This window comes from Blastococcus carthaginiensis (assembly GCF_030731085.1).
GTDB classification, from domain to species: Bacteria; Actinomycetota; Actinomycetes; order Mycobacteriales; family Geodermatophilaceae; genus Blastococcus; species Blastococcus carthaginiensis.
On the sequence record NZ_JASNFN010000001.1, the window covers coordinates 271662 to 293666 of the forward strand.

Below are 22005 nucleotides of genomic sequence, written 5' to 3' on the forward strand. Positions count from 1 at the left end.
CCCGCATGATCGAGCGCTACACCCTCCCCGAGATGGGCCGGGTCTGGAGCGACGCCCACAAGTACGAGCTGTGGTGCCGCGTCGAGACGCTCGTCCTGGAGGCGCACGCCGCCGCGGGCCGGGTGCCGGCCGACGTCGTCGAGCCGGTGCGGGACGCGCCGCCGCCCTCGGCCGAGCGGGTCGCCGAGATCGAGGAGACGACGCAGCACGACGTCATCGCCTTCCTCACGGCCTGGGCGGACAACACCGAGCCGCGCTCGGCCGCCGCGTTCGTGCACCACGGCATGACGTCGTCGGACCTGCTGGACACCGCGCTCGCCGTGCAGCTCACCGAGGCCACCGACATCCTGCTGGCCAAGGCCGACCGGCTGGTGGCGGCGCTGCGCGACCACGGCCTGGCGCACCGCGGCACCATCAAGGTGGGCCGCACCCACGGCGTGCACGCCGAGCCGGACGTGTGGGGGCACCGGGTCGCCGACCTGGCCTTCGCCGCGGCCCGGTCGCGGGACCGGCTGCGGGCGGCGCGCGAGCGGGTCGGCGTCGTCGCCATCTCCGGCGCCGTCGGCACGTACTCGCTGATCGACCCCTCGGTCGAGGTCGCCGTCGCCGAGGCGCTCGACCTGCAGCCCGCCGACGCCTCCACCCAGGTGGTGCTGCGCGACTCGATCAGCGAGTGGGTCTCCGCGCTGGCGATCATCGCCACCGTCTGCGAGGCGGTCGCCCTCGAGGTGCGGCACGGCCAGCGCACGGAGGTGCGCGAGCTGTCCGAGGCGTTCGGGTCGGGCCAGAAGGGCTCGAGCGCGATGCCGCACAAGAAGAACCCGATCCGCTCCGAACGGATCGCCGGGCTGGCCCGCGTCGTGCGCGCGGCGATCGTGCCGGTCATGGAGGGCATCCCGCTCTGGCACGAGCGCGACATCTCGCACTCCTCCACCGAGCGGGTGTTCCTGCCCGACTCCGCGATCACCACCGACTACCTGCTGCACCTGACCACGGGCCTGGTCGAGAACCTGGTCGTGGACGCCGAGCGCATGCGGGCCAACCTGGAGTCCACCGGCGGGCTGATCTACACCTCCTCGGTGCTGCTCGAGCTGGTCGAGGGCGGGCAGTCGCGCGAGGACGCCTACGCCCTCGTCCAGTCGGCGGCCATGGAGACGTGGAACTCCGGTGTCCCCTTCCGCTCGACGCTGCGCTCCCGTGCCGATGCCTCCGGGGTGGCGCTGGACGAGGGGCGGCTGGACGAGATCTGCCGGCCGGAGCAGTACGTGGCGAACCTCGGTCCGCTGTTCGACCGGCTGGCTGCGCTCTCGTGAGCGTGGATCTCCCGCTGGTCGCCCGCGGCAAGGTGCGGGAGATCTACGACGCCGGCCCCGACCGGCTGCTGCTGGTCGCCTCGGACCGCATCTCGGCCTACGACTTCGTGCTGCCCACGCCGATCCCGGACAAGGGCGCCGTGCTGACCCGGCTGTCGGTGTGGTGGTTCGAGCAGCTGACCCCGGTGCTGTCGTCGTTCGGCGCGACGCACCACCTGGTGTCGGCGTCGGACGTGCCGGCGGACGTCGCCGGTCGCGCGATCCTCGTCCGGCGGCTGGAGATGCTGCCGGTGGAGTGCGTGGCCCGCGGCTATCTCAGCGGTTCGGGGACGAAGGAGTACGAGCGCACCGGCTCGATCCGCGACGTCGCCCTGCCCGCGGGCCTGGTGGAGGGCTCGCAGCTGCCCTCGCCGGTGTTCACGCCGTCCACCAAGGCGGAGATGGGCGAGCACGACGAGCCGATCGACTTCCCCCGCGTGATCTCGCTGGTCGGTGCCTCCCGGGCGGAGGAGCTGCGTGAGCTGACCCTGGCGCTGTACCGGCGCGGGGCGGAGATCGCCGCCGACGCGGGGATCGTGCTGGCCGACACGAAGTTCGAGTTCGGGGCGGCGGGGGACTCCCTCGTCCTGGGCGACGAGGTGCTCACCCCCGACTCGTCCCGCTTCTGGCCGGCCGACACCTGGTCGCCCGGGGCGGTGCAGCCGTCGTACGACAAGCAGTTCGTGCGCGACTGGCTGACGTCGTCGGGGTGGGACCGCGTGTCCGAGCCGCCCGAGCTCCCGGAGGACGTCGTCGCCGCCACCCGCGAGCGCTACGTGACCGCCTACGAGCGCCTCACCGGCCAGACCTTCGCCTGACCCGACCCGACCCGACCCGACCCGACCCGACCCGACCCGACCCGCCCCGCTCCGCCGCCCCGCCCCGCTCCGCCCCACCACCCCGCCGTGCTCCGCCGCGAGTGCGACGAACTCGTGGCCATCAGCCGCTGATCGCCACGAGTTCGTCGCACTCGGTCCGCCTGTGGACGACGCCAGCGGGCCTTCGCGGCGTCCGGGCAGGCTGCCCGGGTGCCGACCCCGCCCGTTCCGCCGCGCATCCACGCGCCGACCGACCGACGTGGAGCCCGCTCGACCGGGGTGAGCGACTGGCAGCTACGGCATGACGGAATCATCCGGACGTCGAGGGACACGTACCTGCCGCGAGATGCGGGACGGATGCTGCGGCAGCGCATCGACGCCGTCCTCCTGGGTGCTCCCGCCGGCTCGGTGCTCAGCCACCGGACGGCGGCGGAGCTGTGGGACCTCGAAGTCCCGCTGGTCGACGACGACCGGCGGGTGCACCTCACCGTGCCGCCGGGTGCCCGTGTCCGATCGCGGGCGGACCGGGTGGTTCACGCCTCGGTCGTGCCCGCCCCCGAGACGCGGCGCATCGACGGCCTGCTCGTGACCTCGCCCAGCCGGACCTGGATCGACCTCGCCGGTGCGGTGCCGCCTGCGGCGCTCCTGGCGGTCACCGACCAACTGCTCGCCCAGGGCTACCCGGCCGACCAGTTCGCGCACGTCGTCCGGCGCTACCGCGGACGGCGGGGAGCCGCTCGCGCGCGGGCGGTGATGGGACGGGGCGACCGCCGTGCGGGCTCCCCCATGGAGTCGGTCCTCCGGTGGGCGATCCTCGACGCGGGACTGCCGTGCCCGGTTCTCCAGCACGAGGTCCGTGACGAGCGGGGCCGCTTCCTCGCGGCCGTCGACATGGCCTGGCCGGAGCGGCGGGCGCTGGTGGAGTTCGACGGCGACGTGCACCGCGAGCGGCGGGTCTTCGTCAACGACCTGCGCCGGCAGAACGGCCTCGTGCTGGCCGGGTGGCAGGTGCTGCGGTTCAGCTCGGCCGACGTTCTCGGTCGGCAGGCGGGGATTCTCCGGTTGCTCACCCGAGCGTTGACGGGCAACTGAGCGCGAGTGCGACGAACTCGTGGTTATCGGGCCGCGATGGCCACGAGTTCGTCGCACTCGGCGAGGCGGTGGGCGGGGAGAGCAGGGTCACGCCGGGTGGGTGAGCCGCCCCGGTAGGCTCGTCGGCGTGTCCCGCGTGGTCGTCGACGTCGTCCTGAAGCCGGAGATCAGCGACCCCCAGGGTCAGGCGGTGCTCGGCGCGCTCGGCCGGCTCGGCCACGATTCCATCCGGAGCGTCCGCCAGGGCAAGCACTTCGTGCTCGAGGTCGACGGGACGCCCGACGAGGCCGAGCTGAAGCAGATCGCCGAGACGCTGCTGGCCAACCCGGTCATCGAGGACGTCGAGCTGCACCTGGGAGCCTGAAGCCATGCGCATCGGTGTCATCACCTTCCCGGGCTCCCTGGACGACGTCGACGCCGCGCGCGCGGTACGGCTGGCCGGTGGCGAGCCGGTCGCTCTCTGGCACGCTGATCACGACCTGCGGGGCGTCGACGCCGTCGTCCTCCCCGGCGGTTTCTCCTACGGCGACTACCTGCGTGCCGGCGCCATCGCCGCCCGCTCGCCCCTGATGCAGGACGTCGTGGTCGCGGCGAACGGCGGCCTGCCGGTGCTGGGCATCTGCAACGGTTTCCAGGTGCTCTGCGAGGCGGGCCTGCTGCCCGGGGCGCTCACCCGCAACAGCCACCTGCACTTCCGCAACCGCGACCAGGTGCTGGCCGTCGAGCGCGCCGACACCGCCTGGACGCAGGACTACGAGGTCGGCCGGCGCATCGTCATCCCGGTCAAGAACGGCGAGGGCCGGTACGTGGCCGCCGACGCCGACCTCGACCGGCTCGAGGGCGAGGGCCGGGTGGTGTTCCGCTACGTCGGCGGCAACCCGAACGGCTCCAGCCGCGACATCGCCGGGGTGGCCAGCGACAGCGGGCGCGTCGTGGGGCTCATGCCGCACCCCGAGCACGCGATCGAGGACCTCACCGGGCCGTCGACCGACGGCCTCGGCTTCTTCACCAGCGTCCTGAAGGCGGTCGTGAACGCGTGAGCGACGACGTGACGGCGGGCCGGGCCAGCGCCACCGCAGGGCTCTCCGAGCTCGACACCGGCCCCGGCCGGCTGGCCCACCGGCTGGACACCGTCGAGCTCGCCGCGAGCACGCCGGACGACGAGCAGCCCTACGCCGAGCTCGGGCTCGGGGCCGACGAGTACGCCCGGATCAAGGGCATCCTCGGCCGCCGCCCCACGACGGCGGAGCTGGCGATGTACTCGGTCATGTGGAGCGAGCACTGCTCCTACAAGTCCAGCAAGGTGCACCTGCGCCGGTTCGGCGACCTCCCGCCCAGCGATGCGCTGCTCGTCGGCATCGGCGAGAACGCGGGCGTCGTCGACGTCGGCGACGGCTACGCGGTCACCTTCAAGGTGGAGAGCCACAACCACCCGAGCTACGTCGAGCCCTACCAGGGCGCGGCCACCGGTGTGGGTGGCATCGTGCGCGACATCCTGACGATGGGCGCCCGCCCGGTCGCGGTCATGGACTCGCTGCGCTTCGGCCGCGCCGACGCCCCCGACACCGCCCGCGTGCTGCCCGGCGTCGTCGCCGGCGTCGGGGGCTACGGCAACTGCCTGGGGCTGCCCAACATCGGCGGCGAGGTGCTCTTCGACGACTGCTACGCCGGCAACCCCCTGGTCAACGCGCTGTGCGTCGGTGTGATGAAGCACGAGGACGTGCGGCTGGCCAAGGCCGAGGGCGCGGGCAGCAAGGTCATCCTGTTCGGCGCCCGCACCGGCGGCGACGGCATCGGCGGCGTGAGCGTGCTGGCGTCGGAGACCTTTGACGCCGAGGGGCCGGCGAAGCGCCCGTCCGTCCAGGTCGGCGACCCGTTCACCGAGAAGCTGCTCATCGAGGCCTGCCTGGAGATCTTCGCCCAAGACCTCGTCACCGGGATCCAGGACCTCGGCGGCGCCGGGCTGTCCTGCGCGACCTCCGAGCTGGCGAGCGCCGGCACCGGCGGCATGCACGTCGACCTCGACACCGTCCCGCTGCGGGACAGCACCCTGACGCCCGCCGAGATCCTGATGAGCGAGTCGCAGGAGCGCATGTGCGCGATCGTCGAGCCGGGCAAGGTGGATGCCTTCCTCGCGGTCTGCGCGAAGTGGGACGTGCTGGCCACCGTCATCGGTGAGGTCACCGACGGCGAGCGGCTCACCGTCGACTGGCACGGCGAGCGGATCGTCGACGTCCCGCCGCGCACCGTCGCGCACGAGGGCCCGGTGTACGAGCGGCCGATGGCCCGCCCCGCCGACCTCGACGTGCTGCAGGCCGACGACGCCGCAGGGCTGCCCCGCCCCACCACGCCCGAGGAGCTCCAGGCGCACTGGCTGGCCGTCGTCAGCAGCCCGGACGGCGCGGACAAGACCTGGATCACCGAGCAGTACGACCGCTACGTCCGCGGCAACACCGTCCTGGCGCAGCCCGACGACGCCGGCGTGGTCCGCATCGACGAGCAGAGCCACCGCGGCATCGCCCTCTCCCTCGACGGCAACGGCCGCTACGCCCGCCTGGACCCCTACACCGGCGCGCAGCTCAACCTCGCCGAGGCATACCGCAACGTCGCCGTCTCCGGCGCGAAGCCCCTCGCCGTCACCAACTGCCTCAACTTCGGCTCCCCGGAGAACCCCGAGGTCATGTGGCAGTTCGCCGAGGCCGTCCGCGGCCTGGCCGACGCCTGCCGCGAGCTCGGCCTGCCGGTCACCGGCGGCAACGTCAGCCTCTACAACCAGACCGGCGATGTCGCCATCAACCCGACGCCGGTGATCGGTGTGCTGGGCGTGCATGAGGACGTCCGCACCCGGGTGCCCAGCGGCTGGCGGGCGGCGGGGGAGACGGTGCTGCTGCTCGGCGAGACGCGGCCGGAGTTCGGCGGTTCGGCGTGGGCGTCGGTCGTGCACGGCCACCTCGGCGGGCGGCCGCCGGCGGTGGACCTGGCGGCGGAACGCAAGCTCGCCGACCTCCTCGCCGCGCTGACGAAGGCAGGCCTGGTCGGCTCCGCGCACGACCTGGCCGACGGCGGTCTCGCCCAGGCGCTGGCCGAGTCGGCGCTGCGCCACGGCGTCGGCGCCCGCCTCGAGCTGGGCGAGGACCCGTTCACCGCGCTGTTCAGCGAGTCGACGGCGCGCGTCGTCGTCACCACGTCCGACCCCGGCGGCGTGAAGACCACCGCCCGCTGGGCCGGCGTGCCGGTGACCGAGCTCGGGACCACCGGTGGCGACGCGCTGTCGGTCGACGGGCTGGCCGAGCTGCCGCTGGACGAGCTGCGGGCCACCTGGAGCGCCACCCTGCCGGCGCTGTTCGGAGCGCCCGAGGACGCGGTCGGCACCGTTCCGGCGGGCACCGTCCCGACCTCCTGATGCCGGCCCCCATCCCGGCCGACGAGCTGCGGGCGGTGGTCGACCCGGTGCGGGCCTGGCTGGCGGGCGAGGCCGAGCGGCCGCCCCGGGCGGTGCTGGGTGCGGCGGTGAAGACGAGCGCCCGCTGGCTGGCCCAGCAGGTGCCGGGACGCTCCGTGGAGCTGCGGGTGCCCCCGTTCGTCGCCGTGCAGTGCATCGAGGGGCCGCGGCACACCCGGGGCACCCCGCCCAACGTGGTGGAGACCGACGCCGCCACCTGGCTGCGGCTGGCCACCGGTCAGGTCACCTGGGACGAGGCGCTCGCCGAGGGCGGGGTCAGCGCGAGCGGCAGCCGCGCCGATCTCGGCGCCCACCTGCCGCTGAGCCCCCTGTCGCCCTCCGGGCGACACCGCGGCCAGGCGCCGTCCCCGAGCTGAGCGGAGCCCCTCCGTCGCGCCCGCGCGGAACCCTCCGGGGCCCCACTCGGCACGACACCGCTGCCAGGAGCCGTCCCCGAGCTGAGCGGAGCCCCTCCGGGCCCCACTCGGCACGACACCGCGGAACGGCAGACGCCCCCGCCCGCGGGATGCGGACGGGGGCGCCGGTGGTGCTGAGGAGCGGTCAGCCGGTGAAGAGGGCGCTGGCCGCCTTCACGGTGTTGTACAGCCCGTAGACGAGCGGGATGCCGACCAGCGCCCAGGCGAAGGCGATGAAGCCCCCCGGGGTGCTCGAGGCCGGCTGCTCACCGGTGGAGGACGTCGAGCTCATCGGATGGTGCTCCTCTCGGGTTCCGCTGCAGCGGTGGGGATGTCGGTGTTCTTCGGCTCGAAGTACTTCTCGGAGACCGGCTTGATCAGCAGGTTGGCGACGAAGCCGACGCCCAGGATGCCGACCATGATGAACAGGGCGGGCCGGTAGTCGGAGGCGACCAGGTTCCCCGGCTCCCCCTGCGCGTCCAGGATGCCGTTGATGATGAGCGGTCCGGCGATGCCCGCCGCCGCCCACGCGGTCAGCAGCCGGCCGTGGATGGCGCCGACCTGGTAGGTGCCGAACAGGTCGCGCAGGTACGCCGGGACGGTCGCGAACCCACCGCCGTAGAAGCTGATGATCACCGCGGCCAGCGCGACGAACAGCCACACCGCGCTGCTGCCGATGGTGGCCAGCCCGATGTAGAGCACGATGCCGACGCCCAGGTACACCATGTAGATCGGCTTGCGGCCGATGTAGTCCGACGTGGTCGACCACGCGAAGCGGCCGGCCATGTTGAACAGCGACAGCAACCCGACGAAGCCGGCGGCGGCGGCGGCCGCCACGGCAGAGGTCCCACCCTCGCGGAAGAAGTCCTGGATCATCGGGGCGGCCTGCTCGAGGATGCCGATGCCCGCGGTCACGTTGCAGAACAGGACCGTCCACAGCAGCCAGAACTGCGGCGTCTTGATCGCGTTGCTGGCGGAGACGTTCTCGGTCGTGACCAGGGCCTTCTGCTTGACCGTCGCCGGGTCGAAGCCGTGCGGCCGCCAGTCGGCTGCGGGCACCCGCACGATGAGGGCGCCGAACAGCATGAAGACCAGGTAGAGCAGGCCGAGGGTGAGGAACAGGAGGGCGACGGAGTTGCCGCTGGCGACCTCACCGGCCGCGCCGGTGTAGTCCTCGTCGTACCAGTTCATCAGCTGGCGGGACAGCGGCGAGGCCACCATGGCGCCACCACCGAAGCCCATGATCGCCATGCCGGTGGCCAGGCCCGGCCGGTCGGGGAACCACTTGATCAGCGTGGAGACCGGCGAGATGTAGCCGATGCCCAGGCCGATGCCGCCGAGGACGCCGTAGCCGAGGTAGACCAGCCAGAGCTGGTTGGTGAAGATGCCGAGGGAGCCCACGAGGAAGCCGGCCGACCAGAAGACGGCAGCGGTGGCCATCGCGGCGCGGGGGCCGTTCTTGTCGACCCACGTGCCGAAGAGCGCGGCGGACACGCCGAGCATGACGATCGCCAGCGAGAAGATGATGCCGATCGCGGTGAGGCTGGCGTCGAAGTGCTCGACGAGCGCCACCTTGTAGACGCTGGTGGCGTAGGCCTGGCCGATGCTCAGGTGCACGGCGAGCGCGGCGGGTGGGATCAACCACCGGTTGAAGCCTGGCTTGGCGATGATCCGCTCACGCGCCAGGAAGCTGGGTACTGCCACGGGGACAACCTCCGGGGACGGGACCGGTACGGCCGGTTGGCCGCGACCGGGACGCGCCCGATGATCTGTGATCTGGGTCGCTATCGCGTGGCACCGTACGTGGTGCGCCAGCAGATTGCGCGTTCAACAGGCGGCTGTGACCAGGGTGTGACTCACCGTCCATGGGCTGGATGGCCCGGGAGTGCATCCCAGGGGTGGCCCTAGGCTTCGTCACATGGCGTACGAGGTGCGAGGTGTGGTGGCCCGCGGCAAGGGCCTGCCGGTGTCGGTCGAGACGATCGTGGTGCCCGATCCCGGTCCCGGTGAGGCGGTCGTGGACGTGCAGGCGTGCGGGGTGTGCCACACCGACCTGCACTACCGCGAGGGCGGCATCAACGACGAGTTCCCCTTCCTGCTCGGTCACGAGGCGGCCGGCGTCGTCTCGGCCGTGGGGGACGGTGTGACGAACGTGGCCGTGGGCGACTACGTGGTGCTGAACTGGCGGGCGGTGTGCGGGGAGTGCCGCGCCTGCCGCAAGGGTCAGCTGCAGTACTGCTTCAACACCCACAACGCCGCGCAGAAGATGACGCTCACCGACGGCACGGAGCTCTCCCCGGCGCTGGGCATCGGCGCGTTCGCGGAGAAGACACTGGTCCACTCCGGGCAGTGCACCAAGGTCGACCCCGCAGCGCCGCCGACCGCGGCCGGGCTGCTGGGCTGCGGTGTCATGGCCGGCGTCGGCGCGGCGATCAACACCGGTGGCGTGCAGCGCGGGGAGACCGTGGCCGTGTTCGGCTGCGGCGGCGTGGGGGATGCCGCGGTGGCCGGCGCGAAGCTGGCCGGCGCGACGACGATCATCGCCGTCGACATCGACGACCGGAAGCTGGAGTGGGCCGAGCAGTTCGGCGCCACCCACACGGTCAACTCCCGGGAGACCGACCCGGTCGAGGCGATCAAGGCGCTCACCGGCGGGTTCGGTGTGGACGTCGCGATCGACGCCGTGGGCCACCCGAAGGTGTTCGAGCAGGCGTTCTACGCCCGCGATCTCGCCGGCCGGGTTGTCATGGTGGGCGTGCCGACGCCGGGGATGGAGATCACCCTGCCGGCGATCGAGGTCTTCGGCCGCGGCGGCGCGGTGAAGTCCTCCTGGTACGGCGACTGCCTGCCCAGCCGCGACTTCCCGATGCTGGTGGACCTCTACCTGCAGGGCCGCTTCGACCTCGACGCCTTCGTCTCCGAGACGATCGGGCTGGACGACGTCGAGCAGGCGTTCGGGAAGATGCACCACGGTGAGGTGCTGCGCTCGGTCGTGGTGTTCGACCGGTGAGCGCACGCATCGAGCAGGTCGTGATCCCGGGCGTCTTCTCCCTGGACGGGCAGGACTTCGACGTCGAGAACAACGTCTGGCTGGTCGGGGACGACGAGCAGGTGCTGGTCATCGACGCCCCGCACGACGCCGCGCCCGTCGTGGCGGCGATCGGCGGCCGAGAGGTCACCGCGATCGTCCTCACCCACGGGCACAACGACCACATCACCGCCGCTCCCGCGCTGCGCGAGGCCACCGGCGCCCCGATCTGGTTCAACGCCGCCGACCGGATGCTGTGGGACATGACCCACCCGGACGCCGGGCCCGACCGCGACCTCCGGCCGGGCACGGTGTTCACCGTCGCCGGCACCCGGCTGGTCGCGCTGCACACCCCGGGTCACTCGCCGGGCAGCACCTGCCTGCACGCCCCGGACCTGAGCACCGTCTTCACCGGCGACACGCTGTTCTGCGGCGGGCCGGGCGCGACGGGCCGGTCCTTCAGCGACCACCCGACGATCCTGAGGTCGATCCGTGCGCAGCTGCTCAGCCTGCACGGCGACACCGTCGTGAAGACCGGGCACGGCGACGACACCACCATCGCCGCGGAGCTGCGCAACATCGGCTGAGCCGAGACCCGGGCATAGGAAGCTTTACGTGTGGAACTGGCCTCGAAACCGTAGGTAAAGCTTCCTATGCCCCGGGTCAGCGCGGGACCCGGGCGGCCGCCGAGGCGATGCCCAGCCAGGTGTGCCGGTTGCCCGCCCAGCACCAGCCGACCTTGGGGGCGCCCCGGCGCTCGCGCCCGTCGCGTCCGGTGCCGTTGCTGATCCACAGCGCCGGCGTCCGGGCGTCGAGGCGGCCGTCGCTCTTCCGCAGCCGGGAGCCCACGGTCATGAAGCAGGCGTTGCGCTCGAGCACCTCGGGGCACTGCAGCAGCCAGTGCACGCCCTCGCCCAGCGTGAGCGGGGTCCGGCCGGCGGCGCCGAGGGCGGGGAGCGCTTCGTCGGGGCTCCAGTTCCGCATCCCGTCACCCCGGTCGAGCCCGGTGACGGCGTAGACCGCGTCCGCGGGGAGCTCCACCCCGCCGGCGGGGCCGAACGCGTCGACGTCGGTCATGTCCTCGACGACGAAACCGGGCCGGCCGTCGAGCTCGAGCAGCGGGGCGAGCGCCGACACCGGGGCCCGGTCGGGGTGCACCACCAGCAGGGCACCCGGGGGGAGGGTGCCCGCGGCGGCGCGGAGCTCCGCCGGGTCGAGGCCGGCGATCCCGGGCACGCCGAGGGCGATCAACCGCTCGGCCTGCGCGGTGGCGGCCGGGAGCGGGGCGGCCGGGAGGGGGGCGGCCGGGAGCGGGGCGAGCGGGAGCGGCGCGAGCGGGTGAGCGGTGGGCGTGGTGGGCACGGCGGGACCTCCGAGGCGGCGAGGGGGTTGCCGCTCAACGCGGGTGGGGCTGGTGAGGTTCCCGTCGGAGGTGGCCGGCCGGGCGCGGATCCGGTCGGTGACCAGCGAGGACGGTCCGGCGACAAGGCGCGGTGCGCGCGAGCGCCTCGGAGGCGAGGTGACGGACGCCGGTACGCTCGACCTCGTGCCCCGTGGTGATGGACGGCTGACGCACGACCTCGATCCCCAGTTCCCCGGCCCCCAGGACGCCTGCGGCGTCTTCGGTGTCTGGGCGCCGGGTGAGGAGGTCGCGAAGCTGACCTATTTCGGCCTGTACGCCCTGCAGCACCGAGGGCAGGAGGCGGCCGGCATCGCGGTGTCCGACGGCGTCTCGGTCGTCGTCTACAAGGACCTCGGCCTGGTCAGCCAGGTCTTCGACGAGCCGACCCTCGGCAGCCTGCGCGGCCACCTGGCGGTCGGCCACGCCCGGTACTCCACCACCGGGGCCTCCACCTGGGAGAACGCCCAGCCCACGTTCCGCACCACCGAGGCCGGCACCGGCCTGGCGCTGTGCCACAACGGCAACCTGGTGAACACCGCCGAGCTCGCCAGCAGGGCCGCCGACGCCGGGGTTCCGGGTGCCTTCGTGGCCACCAACGACTCCGACCTGGTCACCGCGCTCATCGCCGCCCGCCCCGACCTCTCGGTCGAGGCCGCCGCCATGGAGGTGCTGCCGCAGCTGCGCGGCGCGTTCAGCCTCACCTTCATGGACGAGGACACGCTCTACGCCGCCCGCGACCCGCAGGGCGTGCGGCCGCTGGTGCTCGGCCGCCTGGAGCGCGGCTGGGTCGTGGCCAGCGAGACGGCGGCACTCGACATCGTCGGGGCCTCGGTGGTCCGCGAGGTCGAGCCCGGTGAGCTGATCGCGATCGACGAGAACGGCCTGCGCAGCCAGCACTTCGCCCCTGCCGACCCCAAGGGCTGCGTCTTCGAGTACGTCTACCTCGCCCGCCCGGACACCACGATCTCCGGCCGCGGGGTGCACGCCGCCCGCGTCGAGATCGGCCGGCGGCTGGCCGCCGAGCACCCGGCCGAGGCCGATCTGGTCATCCCGGTCCCCGAGTCCGGCGTGCCGGCCGCGGTCGGGTACGCCGAGGCATCGGGCATCCCCTACGGGCTGGGCCTGGTCAAGAACTCCTACGTCGGGCGCACGTTCATCCAGCCCAGCCAGACCATCCGGCAGCTGGGCATCCGGCTCAAGCTGAACCCGCTGCGCGACGTCATCCGCGGCAAGCGGCTGGTCGTCGTCGACGACTCGATCGTGCGCGGCAACACCCAGCGGGCGCTGATCCGGATGCTGCGCGAGGCCGGGGCGGTGGAGGTTCACGTGCGGATCGCCTCCCCCCCGGTCAAGTGGCCCTGCTTCTACGGGATCGACTTCGCCAGCCGGGCCGAGCTCATCGCCAACGGCCTGGACATCGACGGCGTCCGCGCCTCGATCAACGCCGACTCGCTGGGCTACGTCTCCGAGCAGGGGCTGATCGCCGCCACCGAGCAGCCGGTCAACCGGCTGTGCACCGCCTGCTTCACCGGCGAGTACCCGATCGACCTCGGCGAGCCCGAGGTGCTCGGCAAGCACGTGCTCGAGGGCATCGGTCAGCGTGCCGTGAGTGGCTGGACCGGGCAGCAGGCCGGCAGCGCGATCGTGCCCGGTGGCGCCGAGGACGCGCTGAGGCGGCCGTGAGCGAGACGTTCACCTACGCCGCCTCCGGTGTCGACATCGACGCCGGTGAGCGTGCCGTCACCCTGATGAAGGCCGCGGTCGAGCGCACCCACCGGCCGGAGGTCGTGGGCGGGCTCGGTGGGTTCGCCGGCCTCTTCGCCCTCGACGTGCAGAAGTACCGGCGGCCGCTGCTGGCCTCCTCCACCGACGGCGTCGGGACGAAGCTCGCCCTGGCCCGGCAGCTGGACCGGCACGACACGGTCGGCATCGACCTGGTCGCGATGGTCGTCGACGACCTGGTCGCCTGCGGCGCCGAGCCGCTGTTCCTCCAGGACTACGTGGCCTGCGGCACGGTCGTGCCGGAGCGCATCGCGGCCATCGTCACCGGCATCGCCGCCGGCTGCACGCTGGCCGGCGCCGCGCTGGTCGGGGGCGAGACCGCCGAGCACGGCGACCTCATGGACGCCGACGAGTACGACCTCGCCGCCACCGCGGTCGGGGTCGTGGAGGCCGACGCCGTGCTGGGCCCCGAGCGGGTGCGCGCCGGCGACGCGGTGATCGCCATGGCCTCCAGCGGCTTCCACTCCAACGGCTACTCGCTGGTGCGGCGCGTCGTCTCCGCCGCCGGGCTGGACCTCACCGCCACGCCGGCGGGCCTGGACCGGCCGCTGGGCGACGAACTGCTGGAACCCACCCGCATCTACGCCCGTGACTGCCTCGCCCTGGTCGCGGAACTCGGCGTCGGGGCGGTGCACGCCTACGCCCACATCACCGGCGGCGGGCTGGCCGGGAACACCGCGCGGGTCGTCCCCGAGGGCCTGCAGGCGGTCCTGGACCGCTCCACCTGGGCGCTCCCGGCCGCCGTCCGACTCATGGAGGAGCACGGGGTGCCGCGGGCGGAGAGCGAGCGGGCCTTCAACTGCGGCGTCGGCATGGTGGCGTCGGTGGCGCCGGAGCAGGCGGACGCCGCCGTCGCGCTGCTCACCGCGCGCGGCGTGCCCGCGTGGGTCGCCGGCACCGTGCGCGAGCACGCCGGCGGCGCGCCGGCCGCCGAGCTCGTCGGCACCTACCGCTGACGACGCCCCGGGCGTTCCACCCCGGGTCCGTGGTCGCCGGCTGAGCGCTGCGGAGCCGGGGCGGCGACGACGTGCCCGGGATCACGCGGGCTCAGGGCTCGCGCGGCGCCGCCGGACGACCCGGATCCCGGCACGCAACGCCACGACACCGCTGCCCCGGAGGGCTGCGGTGTCGTGGGATCGGACGGATCAGCTGGTCGGGCCGCCGGTCAGCGGCTGGCCGCCCAGTCGTCGTCCGAGTCGTCGTCCGCCCAGCGGTCGGCGTACTCGTCGTCCTCGTCCTCGTCGTCGTTCGCCGCGCTGGGCGCGGTGTACGTCGACGGAGAACCGGCCAGCTCCCGCTGCAGCGCGGAGAGGTCGGTGTTCGGTGAGCTGTACTTGAGCTCACGGGCCACGCGTGTCTGCTTGGCCTTCGCTCGGCCGCGCCCCATCGGCTCGACCCCCTCATTACGGAGTGCGGAGGCCCAGCCAAGCGGCTGATGCGGCCCGCGTGGCGACCCCGACTGAGTGACTATGTCTCGGACAACATTACGACACGGATCGGCGAGGGGCACACGCCCTCCCCCTCCCGAGGTGCGCGAGCCCTCCGCCGCTCAGCGCGGGAGCCGGATCGTGGCCAGCCGGCCGACCGAGTCGATCCGCTCCTGGGCCAGCCGGTCGGCGGCGACGGCGGGGGAGACGCCCTCGGCGTCGGCCAGCGCGAACACCCGCAGGGCGACGTCGAAGATCCCCGACGCCTTGGCCCGGGCGCGGTCGAACGAGAAGCCGTGCCGCTCGTCCTCCACCTGGATCACGCCGCCGGCGTTCACCAGGTAGTCGGGTGCGTAGAGGATGCCGCGGGCGCGCAGCCGCTCGGCCGCTTCCGGGTCGGCGAGCTGGTTGTTCGCGCCGCCGCAGATGATCCGGCCGGTCAGCGCCGCCACGGTCTCCTCGTCCAGCGCCCCGCCGAGGGCGCAGGGTGCGTAGACGTCGTGCGGCGTCCGCACCAGGGCGGCGGTGTCGGCGGCGGCGCGCACCTGCGGGTGCCGGGTCCGCACCCGCTCCACGGCGCCGGGATCGACGTCGGTGACCACCACGTCGGCGCCGTCCTGGACCAGGTGGTCCACGAGCCACGAGCCGACCTTGCCCACGCCCGCCACGGCGACCGTCCGGTCCGCCAGCGACGGCGTCCCCCAGCAGTGCTGGGCGGCCGCCCGCATGCCCTGGAAGACCCCGTAGGCGGTCAGCACGGAGGAGTCGCCGCACCCGCCGTAGGCCTCCGACCGGCCGTGCGCATACCGCGTCTCGCGGCCCACGAGGTCGAGGTCGGCGTTGGACGTGCCGACGTCGCAGGCGGTGAGGTAGCGCCCGCCCAGCGACTCCACGAACCGCCCGTAGGCCCGCAGCAGCGCCTCGGTCCTGTCGGTGCGCGGATCCCCGATGATCACGGCCTTGCCGCCGCCGAGGTCCAGGCCGGCCAGGCTGTTCTTGTACGACATGGCGGCCGAGAGCCGCAGCACGTCGGCCACCGCCGCGTCCTCGTCGGCGTAGGGGTAGAAGCGCGTGCCCCCCAGCGCCGGCCCGAGCGCGGTCGAGTGGATGGCGATGATCGCCCTCAACCCCGATCGGGGATCGCTGCAGAAGACGACCTGCTCATGACCGGATGTCAGCACGTCCACGATGAGAGCCTAGGCCGCCCGGACGGCGTGGAGCGCCCGATGGGCACGCTCTCCGGCGGCGAGCGGCAGTCGGTGGCGATCGCGCTCGCGCACGAGCTGGAGCGGCCCGGCGGCCAGTGCGGGGTGGTCGGGCAGGCCGCCGGTGTCGACATACCGATCGCAGCGAGACGGTCACCGAGCGTTCTCAGCGCGGCCCGGCGTGGGCACCGCGTGTTGCCTTTGTGACTCCCGGTGACAGTGGGACCGTTCGCAGGCCACACCGCCCCACCCTCTTCCCCAGGGAGCGAGCACATGTCCCAGCGCCGTTCGCACGGACCGGCGACTCCGCGGGCCGGCCGCCGCTGTCCCGTCGCGGGCCGCTCACCCCGCCCGCTGCGCACCGCCCTGGTCGGGGTCGTCGCCGGAGCCGCGCTGGTGCTCACGACTGCGCCCGCCGTCGCCGTGCCGGCGCCCCCGCCGAACCCGACCGACGGCCAGATCGGCGCGGCGCGGAGCCAGCAGGACGCGGCCGCCGCGGAGGTGGGCCGGATCCGCGCCCTCGTCGCCACCGCCGAGGCCGACCTCGAGCGCGTCGGCGTGCTGGCCGAGGCCGCCGGGACGGCCTACGAGGCGGCGGTGGAGGAGCTGCAGCTGGCCCAGGAGGCCGCGGACCGGGCGGCCGCCGAGCTGCGGGCCGCCGACGAGGCGGTCGTGGCGGCGGAGCAGCGGATCGCGGAGTTCTCCCGCGACAGCTACATGAACGGCGGAAGCCTGACCAGCTCCGCGGCCCTGCTGGACTCCGAGGGGCCCGGCGAGCTGATCCAGCGCGCCGCGATGCTCGACTACGTCGCGGCCAACCAGCTCGACGTCCTGGGCCAGTTCGAGATCGCCCGCGTCCGGCAGGCCAACGCCGAGTCGAGCGCGCGGGCGACGCGCGACGAGCGCGCGACCGCGGAGGACACCGCCGAGGCCGCCAAGGCGGCGGCCGACGCGCAGCTCGCCACCCAGCAGGCGGCCTACGCCGAGATCGAGGCGCAGAAGGCGGAGTATGAGCAGCAGCTCCAGGCGGCCCAGATCCAGCTCCTCGAGCTGCAGGGCGCGCGCAACGCCTACGACCAGTGGGCCGCGCAGAAGGCCGCCGAGGAGGCCGCCGCGCGGGAGGCGGCCGAGCGCGCCGCCCGGGAGGCCGAAGCCGAGGCGGAAGCGGCCCGGAACCGTGCCAACGCGGGCGGCGACAGCAGCAGCGGGGGTGGCGATGGCGGCGGCGGTGCGGTCGGCGGGTCCGGGTACGTCAAGCCGACGTCGGGCCGGGTGTCCAGCTGCTACGGCTGGCGCTGGGGGGCCCTGCACGGGGGCGTGGACATCGCCGCCCCGATCGGGACTCCCGTGTACGCGGTCACCAGCGGCGTCGTGCGGCGCGCCGGCACCGCCACCGGCTTCGGCTACGCGGTCTACATCGAGGGCGACGACGGCGCGGTCACCGTGTACGGCCACGTCAACCGGTACTTCGTCTCCGCCGGTGAGCGCGTGTCGGCGGGGGAGCGGATCGCCGAGGTCGGCAACCGGGGCCAGTCCACCGGCCCGCACCTGCACTTCGAGGTCCACCCGAGCGGGCGGATGCACGGTGGTCACGTCGACCCCGTGCCGTGGCTCAACGCGCGCGGGGTGTTCGTCGGCGGCTGCGGCGGCTGAGCGCGGGCCGCGCCGCCGGCGCTCAGCCGGTCGGCGCGCTCTCCTCGGTGGGCAGGCCCAGCCCGCACTCCTCGACCAGGTACTGCTCCACGTTGTCGGAGGACTGGCTCAGCTCCTGCTGCAGCGGGGCGAGCCGCTCCTGGAGGGTGGCCAGCGCGTTCGGGTCGGTGGGGTCGATGTCCTGCAGCGTGGTCGCGATCTCCTCGACGCCGTCGGCCAGCGCGTTCCAGTCCGCGGCGAGCTCCTCGGGCGCCTCGATCGCGCGGATCTCCTCCGCCGCGTCCCGGAAGGTCTGCGGCAGGTCGGCGGGGTTCCCGGTCGTGGCGTTGCTGGTGAGCCGTTCCACGATGCCGGTCGCCTCCGTGCAGAACTCGCTGCCGGCGGCGGACGGGGTCCCGGAGGCGGTGGTCTCCTCGGGCGCCGAGGTCTGCTGGGAGGCGGTGGTCTCCTCGGACGCGGTGGTGTCCTCGGGCTCCGAGCCGCTGCAGCCGGCGAGCAGGGCGAGGGCGGTCGCGGCGGGGAGCAGGCCGGAGCGGAGGAGGGAGCGATGCATGGGCGGAGGGTAGCGGCCGGCTGGGCGTCGCGGCAGCCGCGCGGCTAGCGTGCCCGGCGTGGCCGTTCCGACCGATCCCCGTGCCTCGTGGGGGCTGCCCGCGCCCGGCGCGCTGCCGCGCACCGCCGAGCTGGAGCCGCTGGTCACCCGGGTCCTGGCGCCCAACCCCTCGCCGATGACCCTCGACGGCACGAACACCTACGTGGTCGGTGCGCCCGGCAGCGGCCAGGTGGTGCTGGTCGACCCGGGGCCCGACGACCCCGCCCACCTGGCGGCCGTGGAGGCGGTGCTCGCCGCCCGGGCGGCGCGCTGCGTGGCGGTCCTGGTCACCCACCACCACGGCGACCACGCCGAGGCGGCGCTGCCGTGGGGTGCCCGTCTCGACGCGCCCGTCGCCGCCGCGTCCGGCGACGTCGCCGGGCCGGACGGGCGGCTGCTGGCCCCGGGGGAGCGGCTCCCCCTGGCCGGCACGGCGATCGACGTCGTCGGCACCCCCGGTCACACCGCCGACCACCTGGCGTTCCGCCTGGAGTCGGGGGCCGTCCTGGTGGGCGACCACGTGCTGGGGCGAGGGACGTCGGTCGTCACCCACCCCGAGGGCGACGTGGTGGCCTACCTGGAGTCGCTGCGCCGGGTGCACGACCTGGGCCCCAGCGCCCTCTACTGCGGCCACGGTCCGGAGCTGACCACCGACCCCGGCGCGGTGCTCGAGTACTACCTGGTTCACCGGGCGCACCGCGAGCAGCAGCTGCTCGACGCCCTCGCCGCCGGAGCCGGCAGCGTCGACGAGCTGGTCGCCTCCGTCTACGCCGACGTGCCCCGCGAGGTGTGGCCGGCGGCCGCGCAGTCGACCCGGGCCACGCTGGACAAGCTCGCCGCCGACGGCCGCGTGGAGCTCACCGGCGACGGCGGGGTGCGACCGGCGTGACCGGCGTCCCCGTCGTGACGGCGGCCGGCAGCGAGCGCGACCAGCGCCGTGCCGCCGCCGCGCTGACCGCGGCCGGGGTGCGGGAGGGGGACCGGCTGCTGGTCTCGGCGGCGGCCTCGCCCGCGCTGCTGGCCGTCGTCCTCGGAGCCCTGCGCACCGGCATCGTGCCGGTGGTGCTCGATCCGGCGCTGCCGGCCGGGGAGCGGGCGGCGCTCGCCGCCGACGCCGATCCGGCGCTGGACCTCGGCGCCGAGCCCGAGCGGCTGCTGGGCGAGGCCGAGGCGCCCCTCGCCCCGGTGCCGCTGGCACGCCCCATGCACTACACCTCCGGCACGACCGGCCGCCGCAAGGGCGTGTGGTCCGGCGTTCTCGCCGGGGACGACGCACGCGCCCTGGCCGGCGAGGAGATCGACCTGTGGGAGTTCGGGCCGGGGGACCGGCACATCGTCCTCTCCCCGCTGCACCACAGCGCGCCGCTGCGGTTCGCCGTCCACACGCTGCTCGCCGGTGGCGAGGTGCTCCTGCCCGGGCCCTTCGACGCCGCGCGTGCGGCGCGGGTGCTCTCCACCCTGCGGCCGACGACGGCGTTCTGCGTGCCCACCCACCTGCAGCGGCTGCTCGCGCGCGACGACGTCGACTGGTCCTCGTTCCGCCGGCTGGTGCACGCCGGCGCGCCCTGCCCCGAGCCGCTCAAGCGCGCCGTCCTGGCGGCGCTGCCCGCCGGGAGCGTCTGGGAGTTCTACGGCTCCACGGAGGCGCAGTTCACCGTCTGCTCCCCCGAGGACTGGCTGGCCCACCCGGGCAGCGTCGGCCGGGCCCGCCCGGGACGGCGGCTGGAGACCGACGAGCGCGGGCAGCTGTGGTGCGCGGTGCCCCGGTGGGCCCGGTTCGAGTACTGGCGGTCCCCGGAGAAGACGACGGCGGCGTGGCGCGGCGACCGGGTGACCGTCGGCGACCTGGGCCGGGTGGACGCCGACGGCACGGTCTGGCTGGACGGCCGGCGGGAGGACCTCGTCATCTCCGGCGGCGTGAACGTCTACCCGGCCGAGGTGGAGGCCGTCCTCGACGCCCACCCCGGGGTGGTCGAGAGCGCCGTGTTCGGCGTCCCCGACCCCGACTGGGGGCAGCGGGTGGTCGCCGCCTACGTGGGCGGGGCCGGGGCCGACGAGCTCGCGGACTGGGCCAGGGAGCGGCTGGCGCCCGCCAAGCGCCCGAAGTCGCTGCACCCGCTGGCCGAGCTGCCCCGCACCTCGACGGGCAAGGTGCGCCGGCTGGACCTGCCGGGGGTGCTCGGTCTCGCCGGTGGCTGAGCACTGGGACGTCGTCGTGGTCGGCGCGGGCACGGCCGGGTGCCCGCTGGCCGCCCGGCTGGCCGACGCCGGCCGGCGGGTGCTGCTGCTGGAGGCCGGCGCGCACCACCCCGATCCCGCGGCCGCCCCGGCCGAGCTGCGCGACGCCGCCACCCTGCGCGCCGCGGTGAGCGGCCACCCGGCCAACTGGGACCTCCCCGGGCTCCTCCCCGGCGGGCGGGAGGTGCGGGTGCCCCGCGGCCGGGTGAGCGGTGGCTCCAGCGCCGTCAACGCCGCCTACTTCGTGCGCCCGACGCCGGCCGACGCGGCCGGGTGGGCCGCCGCCGGCAACGACCTGTGGGCCTGGGAGCGGCTGCTCCCGGCGCTGTGCCGGCTGGAGAGCGACCGGGAGTACGGCGGCCGTCCCGGACACGGGGCCGACGGGCCGGTGCCGGTCACGCGCCCCACCGGCGGACCGCCGCTCGCGGGGGCGTTCGCCGCGGCCGCCGAGGAGCTGGGGCTGCCCGCCGAGCCCGACAAGAACGCCGGCGCGCCCCCCGGCTACGGCCCGCTGCCGCGCAACGTGGTCGATGGCGTGCGGATCAGCACGGCCGCGGCGTACCTGGCCCCGCGGCGCGGGCACCCCGGCCTCACCGTCCGCGGCGGCGTCCGGGTGCTGCGGGTGCTGGTGTCGCGGGGCCGCGCGGTGGGGGTGCGGACGACGGCCGGCGACGTCCGCGCCGACGAGGTGGTGCTCTCGGCCGGGGCCGTGGGCTCGGCGCACCTGCTGCTGCTGTCCGGCATCGGCCCGCCCGACCGGCTGCGCACCGCCGGCGTCGACGTGCTCGTGGCCGCGCCCGGCGTGGGCGAGGAGTGCTCGGACCACCCACTGGTCTACCTGCCCTTCCGACCCCGGGCCGGCACCACCGCCCCGACCGGCGGGTCACCGCTCGCCGGCGTCCTGCACGCGAGCTCTGCGGGAGCGGAGGTCCCCGGAGACCTCGAGGTGCTGCCCTGGCTGGCGCCGTTCGCCCAGGTGATGACCGGTCACACCGCCCCGGAGGGCGAGGTGGTCGAGGTCGGGGTCGCGCTGCAGCGGACGGCCGGCCGGGGGCGGTTGGTGCTCGCCGAGGACCCGGACGGGCCGCCGGTCGTGGCGTACGGCCACCTGGTCGAGGAGGTCGACCGGCGCCGCATGCGGGAGGGCGTGCGGCTGGCGGCGGAGCTGCTGCGCACCCGCGCGCTGGCGGCGCTGGGCGAGCCCGGTCCGGTCCCGGCCGAGGACGCGGCGCTGGACGTCTGGATCCGCGACCGGCTGACCACCGCCGTGCACCTGTCGGGGACCGCGCGCATGGGTCCGGAGAGCGATCCGGGGGCCGTGGTCGACCAGGAGCTCCGGGTGCGGGGCGTCGAGGGGCTCCGGGTGGCCGACACGTCGGTGCTGCCGCGGGTGCCCAGCCGCGGTCCGGCCGCCACCGCGGTGCTCATCGGCGAGCGGGCCGCCGAGCTCGTGACCGGCTGAGTCCGGCAGCAAGGGGGTGGGGTGGGAGACGACGGAGCCCCTCGGACCCTCTGCGCCACCCCCCGGTGAGGCCCGTGAACGTCACGTCGGGCCGCT

The 22005-nt window shown here is 74.6% G+C and carries 22 protein-coding genes; 16 read left to right on the top strand and 6 right to left on the bottom strand.

The genetic code is table 11. The features are described 5' to 3' along the window. The first annotated feature begins 5 nt into the window (after window positions 1–5). The 7 genes from purB (at window position 6) to QOZ88_RS01315 (ending at window position 7081) form a co-directional block, all read left to right on the top strand. Window positions 6–1313, top strand: a complete 1308-nt coding sequence (gene purB / locus QOZ88_RS01285; protein WP_305998027.1) for an adenylosuccinate lyase — start codon at window positions 6–8, stop codon at window positions 1311–1313. Further along, window positions 1310–2170, top strand: a complete 861-nt coding sequence (locus tag QOZ88_RS01290) for a phosphoribosylaminoimidazolesuccinocarboxamide synthase (RefSeq protein WP_305998028.1) — start codon at window positions 1310–1312, stop codon at window positions 2168–2170. The genes purB and QOZ88_RS01290 overlap by 4 nt, the downstream gene beginning before the upstream one ends. Window positions 2171–2527: 357 nt before the next feature. Continuing rightward, complete coding sequence (locus tag QOZ88_RS01295) at window positions 2528–3262, top strand: endonuclease domain-containing protein (protein ID WP_305998029.1); 735 nt, start codon at window positions 2528–2530, stop codon at window positions 3260–3262. Between the two features lie 127 nt (window positions 3263–3389). Continuing rightward, on the top strand, window positions 3390–3626 hold the full coding sequence (gene purS, locus QOZ88_RS01300) for a phosphoribosylformylglycinamidine synthase subunit PurS (RefSeq protein WP_091930125.1): 237 nt from the start codon (window positions 3390–3392) through the stop codon (window positions 3624–3626). A gap of 4 nt (window positions 3627–3630) precedes the next feature. Then, window positions 3631–4302 carry a phosphoribosylformylglycinamidine synthase subunit PurQ gene (gene purQ / locus QOZ88_RS01305; protein WP_305998030.1) on the top strand — a complete coding sequence of 224 codons (672 nt, stop codon included), beginning with the start codon at window positions 3631–3633 and terminating at the stop codon, window positions 4300–4302. After that, window positions 4299–6665, top strand: a complete 2367-nt coding sequence (gene purL, locus QOZ88_RS01310) for a phosphoribosylformylglycinamidine synthase subunit PurL (RefSeq protein ID WP_305998031.1) — start codon at window positions 4299–4301, stop codon at window positions 6663–6665. Before purQ ends, purL begins: the two co-directional genes overlap by 4 nt. Next, on the top strand, window positions 6665–7081 hold the full coding sequence (locus QOZ88_RS01315; protein ID WP_305998032.1) for a sterol carrier family protein: 417 nt from the start codon (window positions 6665–6667) through the stop codon (window positions 7079–7081). The genes purL and QOZ88_RS01315 overlap by 1 nt, the downstream gene beginning before the upstream one ends. A 184-nt stretch (window positions 7082–7265) precedes the next feature. Here QOZ88_RS01315 and QOZ88_RS01320 read toward each other — a convergent pair whose 3' ends face one another. Continuing rightward, window positions 7266–7412: an MFS transporter small subunit gene (locus QOZ88_RS01320; protein ID WP_170852248.1), complete on the bottom strand. Its 147-nt coding sequence runs from the start codon at window positions 7410–7412 to the stop codon at window positions 7266–7268. Further along, window positions 7409–8824: an OFA family MFS transporter gene (locus QOZ88_RS01325; protein ID WP_305998033.1), complete on the bottom strand. Its 1416-nt coding sequence runs from the start codon at window positions 8822–8824 to the stop codon at window positions 7409–7411. The genes QOZ88_RS01320 and QOZ88_RS01325 overlap by 4 nt, the downstream gene beginning before the upstream one ends. Window positions 8825–9038: 214 nt before the next feature. On the opposite strand from QOZ88_RS01325, the gene QOZ88_RS01330 reads away from it, so the two are divergent. Both QOZ88_RS01330 and QOZ88_RS01335 read left to right on the top strand, forming a co-directional pair. Next, window positions 9039–10130, top strand: coding sequence for an S-(hydroxymethyl)mycothiol dehydrogenase (locus QOZ88_RS01330; protein ID WP_305998034.1), 1092 nt, complete (start codon window positions 9039–9041; stop codon window positions 10128–10130). Beyond that, window positions 10127–10735, top strand: coding sequence for an MBL fold metallo-hydrolase (locus QOZ88_RS01335; protein WP_305998035.1), 609 nt, complete (start codon window positions 10127–10129; stop codon window positions 10733–10735). The genes QOZ88_RS01330 and QOZ88_RS01335 overlap by 4 nt, the downstream gene beginning before the upstream one ends. A 76-nt stretch (window positions 10736–10811) precedes the next feature. Here QOZ88_RS01335 and QOZ88_RS01340 read toward each other — a convergent pair whose 3' ends face one another. Continuing rightward, complete coding sequence (locus QOZ88_RS01340; RefSeq protein WP_305998036.1) at window positions 10812–11510, bottom strand: DUF5701 family protein; 699 nt, start codon at window positions 11508–11510, stop codon at window positions 10812–10814. 157 nt (window positions 11511–11667) lie between these two features. Here QOZ88_RS01340 and purF point away from each other — a divergent pair, with 157 nt between their 5' ends. Then, the gene (gene purF, locus QOZ88_RS01345) at window positions 11668–13233 is read left to right on the top strand and encodes an amidophosphoribosyltransferase (protein WP_305998037.1); all 1566 of its coding nucleotides are present in this window, start codon (window positions 11668–11670) and stop codon (window positions 13231–13233) included. After that, complete coding sequence (purM, locus tag QOZ88_RS01350; RefSeq protein WP_305998038.1) at window positions 13230–14288, top strand: phosphoribosylformylglycinamidine cyclo-ligase; 1059 nt, start codon at window positions 13230–13232, stop codon at window positions 14286–14288. The genes purF and purM overlap by 4 nt, the downstream gene beginning before the upstream one ends. Window positions 14289–14497: 209 nt before the next feature. Here the strand turns inward: purM and QOZ88_RS01355 are convergent, their stop codons facing one another. Both QOZ88_RS01355 and QOZ88_RS01360 read right to left on the bottom strand, forming a co-directional pair. Continuing rightward, on the bottom strand, window positions 14498–14719 hold the full coding sequence (locus QOZ88_RS01355; RefSeq protein ID WP_091930118.1) for a DUF3073 domain-containing protein: 222 nt from the start codon (window positions 14717–14719) through the stop codon (window positions 14498–14500). Between the two features lie 162 nt (window positions 14720–14881). Beyond that, a complete protein-coding gene (locus QOZ88_RS01360; RefSeq protein ID WP_305998039.1) occupies window positions 14882–15946 on the bottom strand; it encodes a Glu/Leu/Phe/Val family dehydrogenase in 1065 nt (354 codons plus the stop codon). Window positions 15947–15985: 39 nt separating this feature from the next. Between QOZ88_RS01360 and QOZ88_RS01365 the strand changes: the two genes are divergently transcribed. Together QOZ88_RS01365 and QOZ88_RS01370 are read left to right on the top strand one after the other, a co-directional pair. Then, window positions 15986–16171 carry a hypothetical protein gene (locus QOZ88_RS01365; protein ID WP_305998040.1) on the top strand — a complete coding sequence of 62 codons (186 nt, stop codon included), beginning with the start codon at window positions 15986–15988 and terminating at the stop codon, window positions 16169–16171. A gap of 66 nt (window positions 16172–16237) precedes the next feature. Continuing rightward, window positions 16238–17617, top strand: coding sequence for a M23 family metallopeptidase (locus QOZ88_RS01370; RefSeq protein ID WP_305998041.1), 1380 nt, complete (start codon window positions 16238–16240; stop codon window positions 17615–17617). Window positions 17618–17639: 22 nt separating this feature from the next. Here the strand turns inward: QOZ88_RS01370 and QOZ88_RS01375 are convergent, their stop codons facing one another. Next, complete coding sequence (locus tag QOZ88_RS01375) at window positions 17640–18170, bottom strand: hypothetical protein (protein WP_305998042.1); 531 nt, start codon at window positions 18168–18170, stop codon at window positions 17640–17642. Window positions 18171–18228: 58 nt separating this feature from the next. Here QOZ88_RS01375 and QOZ88_RS01380 point away from each other — a divergent pair, with 58 nt between their 5' ends. The 3 genes from QOZ88_RS01380 to mftG are packed head-to-tail and all read left to right on the top strand — an operon-like array spanning window position 18229 to window position 21909. Beyond that, on the top strand, window positions 18229–19098 hold the full coding sequence (locus QOZ88_RS01380; RefSeq protein ID WP_305998043.1) for an MBL fold metallo-hydrolase: 870 nt from the start codon (window positions 18229–18231) through the stop codon (window positions 19096–19098). Next, window positions 19095–20408 (top strand): class I adenylate-forming enzyme family protein, encoded by a 1314-nt coding sequence (locus tag QOZ88_RS01385; protein WP_305998044.1) that lies wholly within the window; start codon window positions 19095–19097, stop codon window positions 20406–20408. The genes QOZ88_RS01380 and QOZ88_RS01385 overlap by 4 nt, the downstream gene beginning before the upstream one ends. Then, entirely contained in the window at window positions 20401–21909 is a 1509-nt protein-coding gene (gene mftG / locus QOZ88_RS01390) for a mycofactocin dehydrogenase MftG (RefSeq protein WP_305998045.1), read from the top strand. The genes QOZ88_RS01385 and mftG overlap by 8 nt, the downstream gene beginning before the upstream one ends. The last annotated feature ends 96 nt before the right edge of the window (window positions 21910–22005 follow it).

Coding starts and splice junctions, on each gene's coding strand:
- purQ (WP_305998030.1), top strand. CDS start 3,631: ATGCGCATCGGTGTCATCACCTTCCCGGGCTCCCTGGACGACGTCGAC.
- QOZ88_RS01375 (WP_305998042.1), bottom strand. CDS start 18,170: ATGCATCGCTCCCTCCTCCGCTCCGGCCTGCTCCCCGCCGCGACCGCC.
- QOZ88_RS01330 (WP_305998034.1), top strand. CDS start 9,039: ATGGCGTACGAGGTGCGAGGTGTGGTGGCCCGCGGCAAGGGCCTGCCG.
- QOZ88_RS01355 (WP_091930118.1), bottom strand. CDS start 14,719: ATGGGGCGCGGCCGAGCGAAGGCCAAGCAGACACGCGTGGCCCGTGAG.
- purB (WP_305998027.1), top strand. CDS start 6: ATGATCGAGCGCTACACCCTCCCCGAGATGGGCCGGGTCTGGAGCGAC.
- QOZ88_RS01365 (WP_305998040.1), top strand. CDS start 15,986: ATGGGCACGCTCTCCGGCGGCGAGCGGCAGTCGGTGGCGATCGCGCTC.
- QOZ88_RS01315 (WP_305998032.1), top strand. CDS start 6,665: ATGCCGGCCCCCATCCCGGCCGACGAGCTGCGGGCGGTGGTCGACCCG.
- QOZ88_RS01370 (WP_305998041.1), top strand. CDS start 16,238: ATGTCCCAGCGCCGTTCGCACGGACCGGCGACTCCGCGGGCCGGCCGC.
- QOZ88_RS01320 (WP_170852248.1), bottom strand. CDS start 7,412: ATGAGCTCGACGTCCTCCACCGGTGAGCAGCCGGCCTCGAGCACCCCG.
- QOZ88_RS01295 (WP_305998029.1), top strand. CDS start 2,528: ATGCTGCGGCAGCGCATCGACGCCGTCCTCCTGGGTGCTCCCGCCGGC.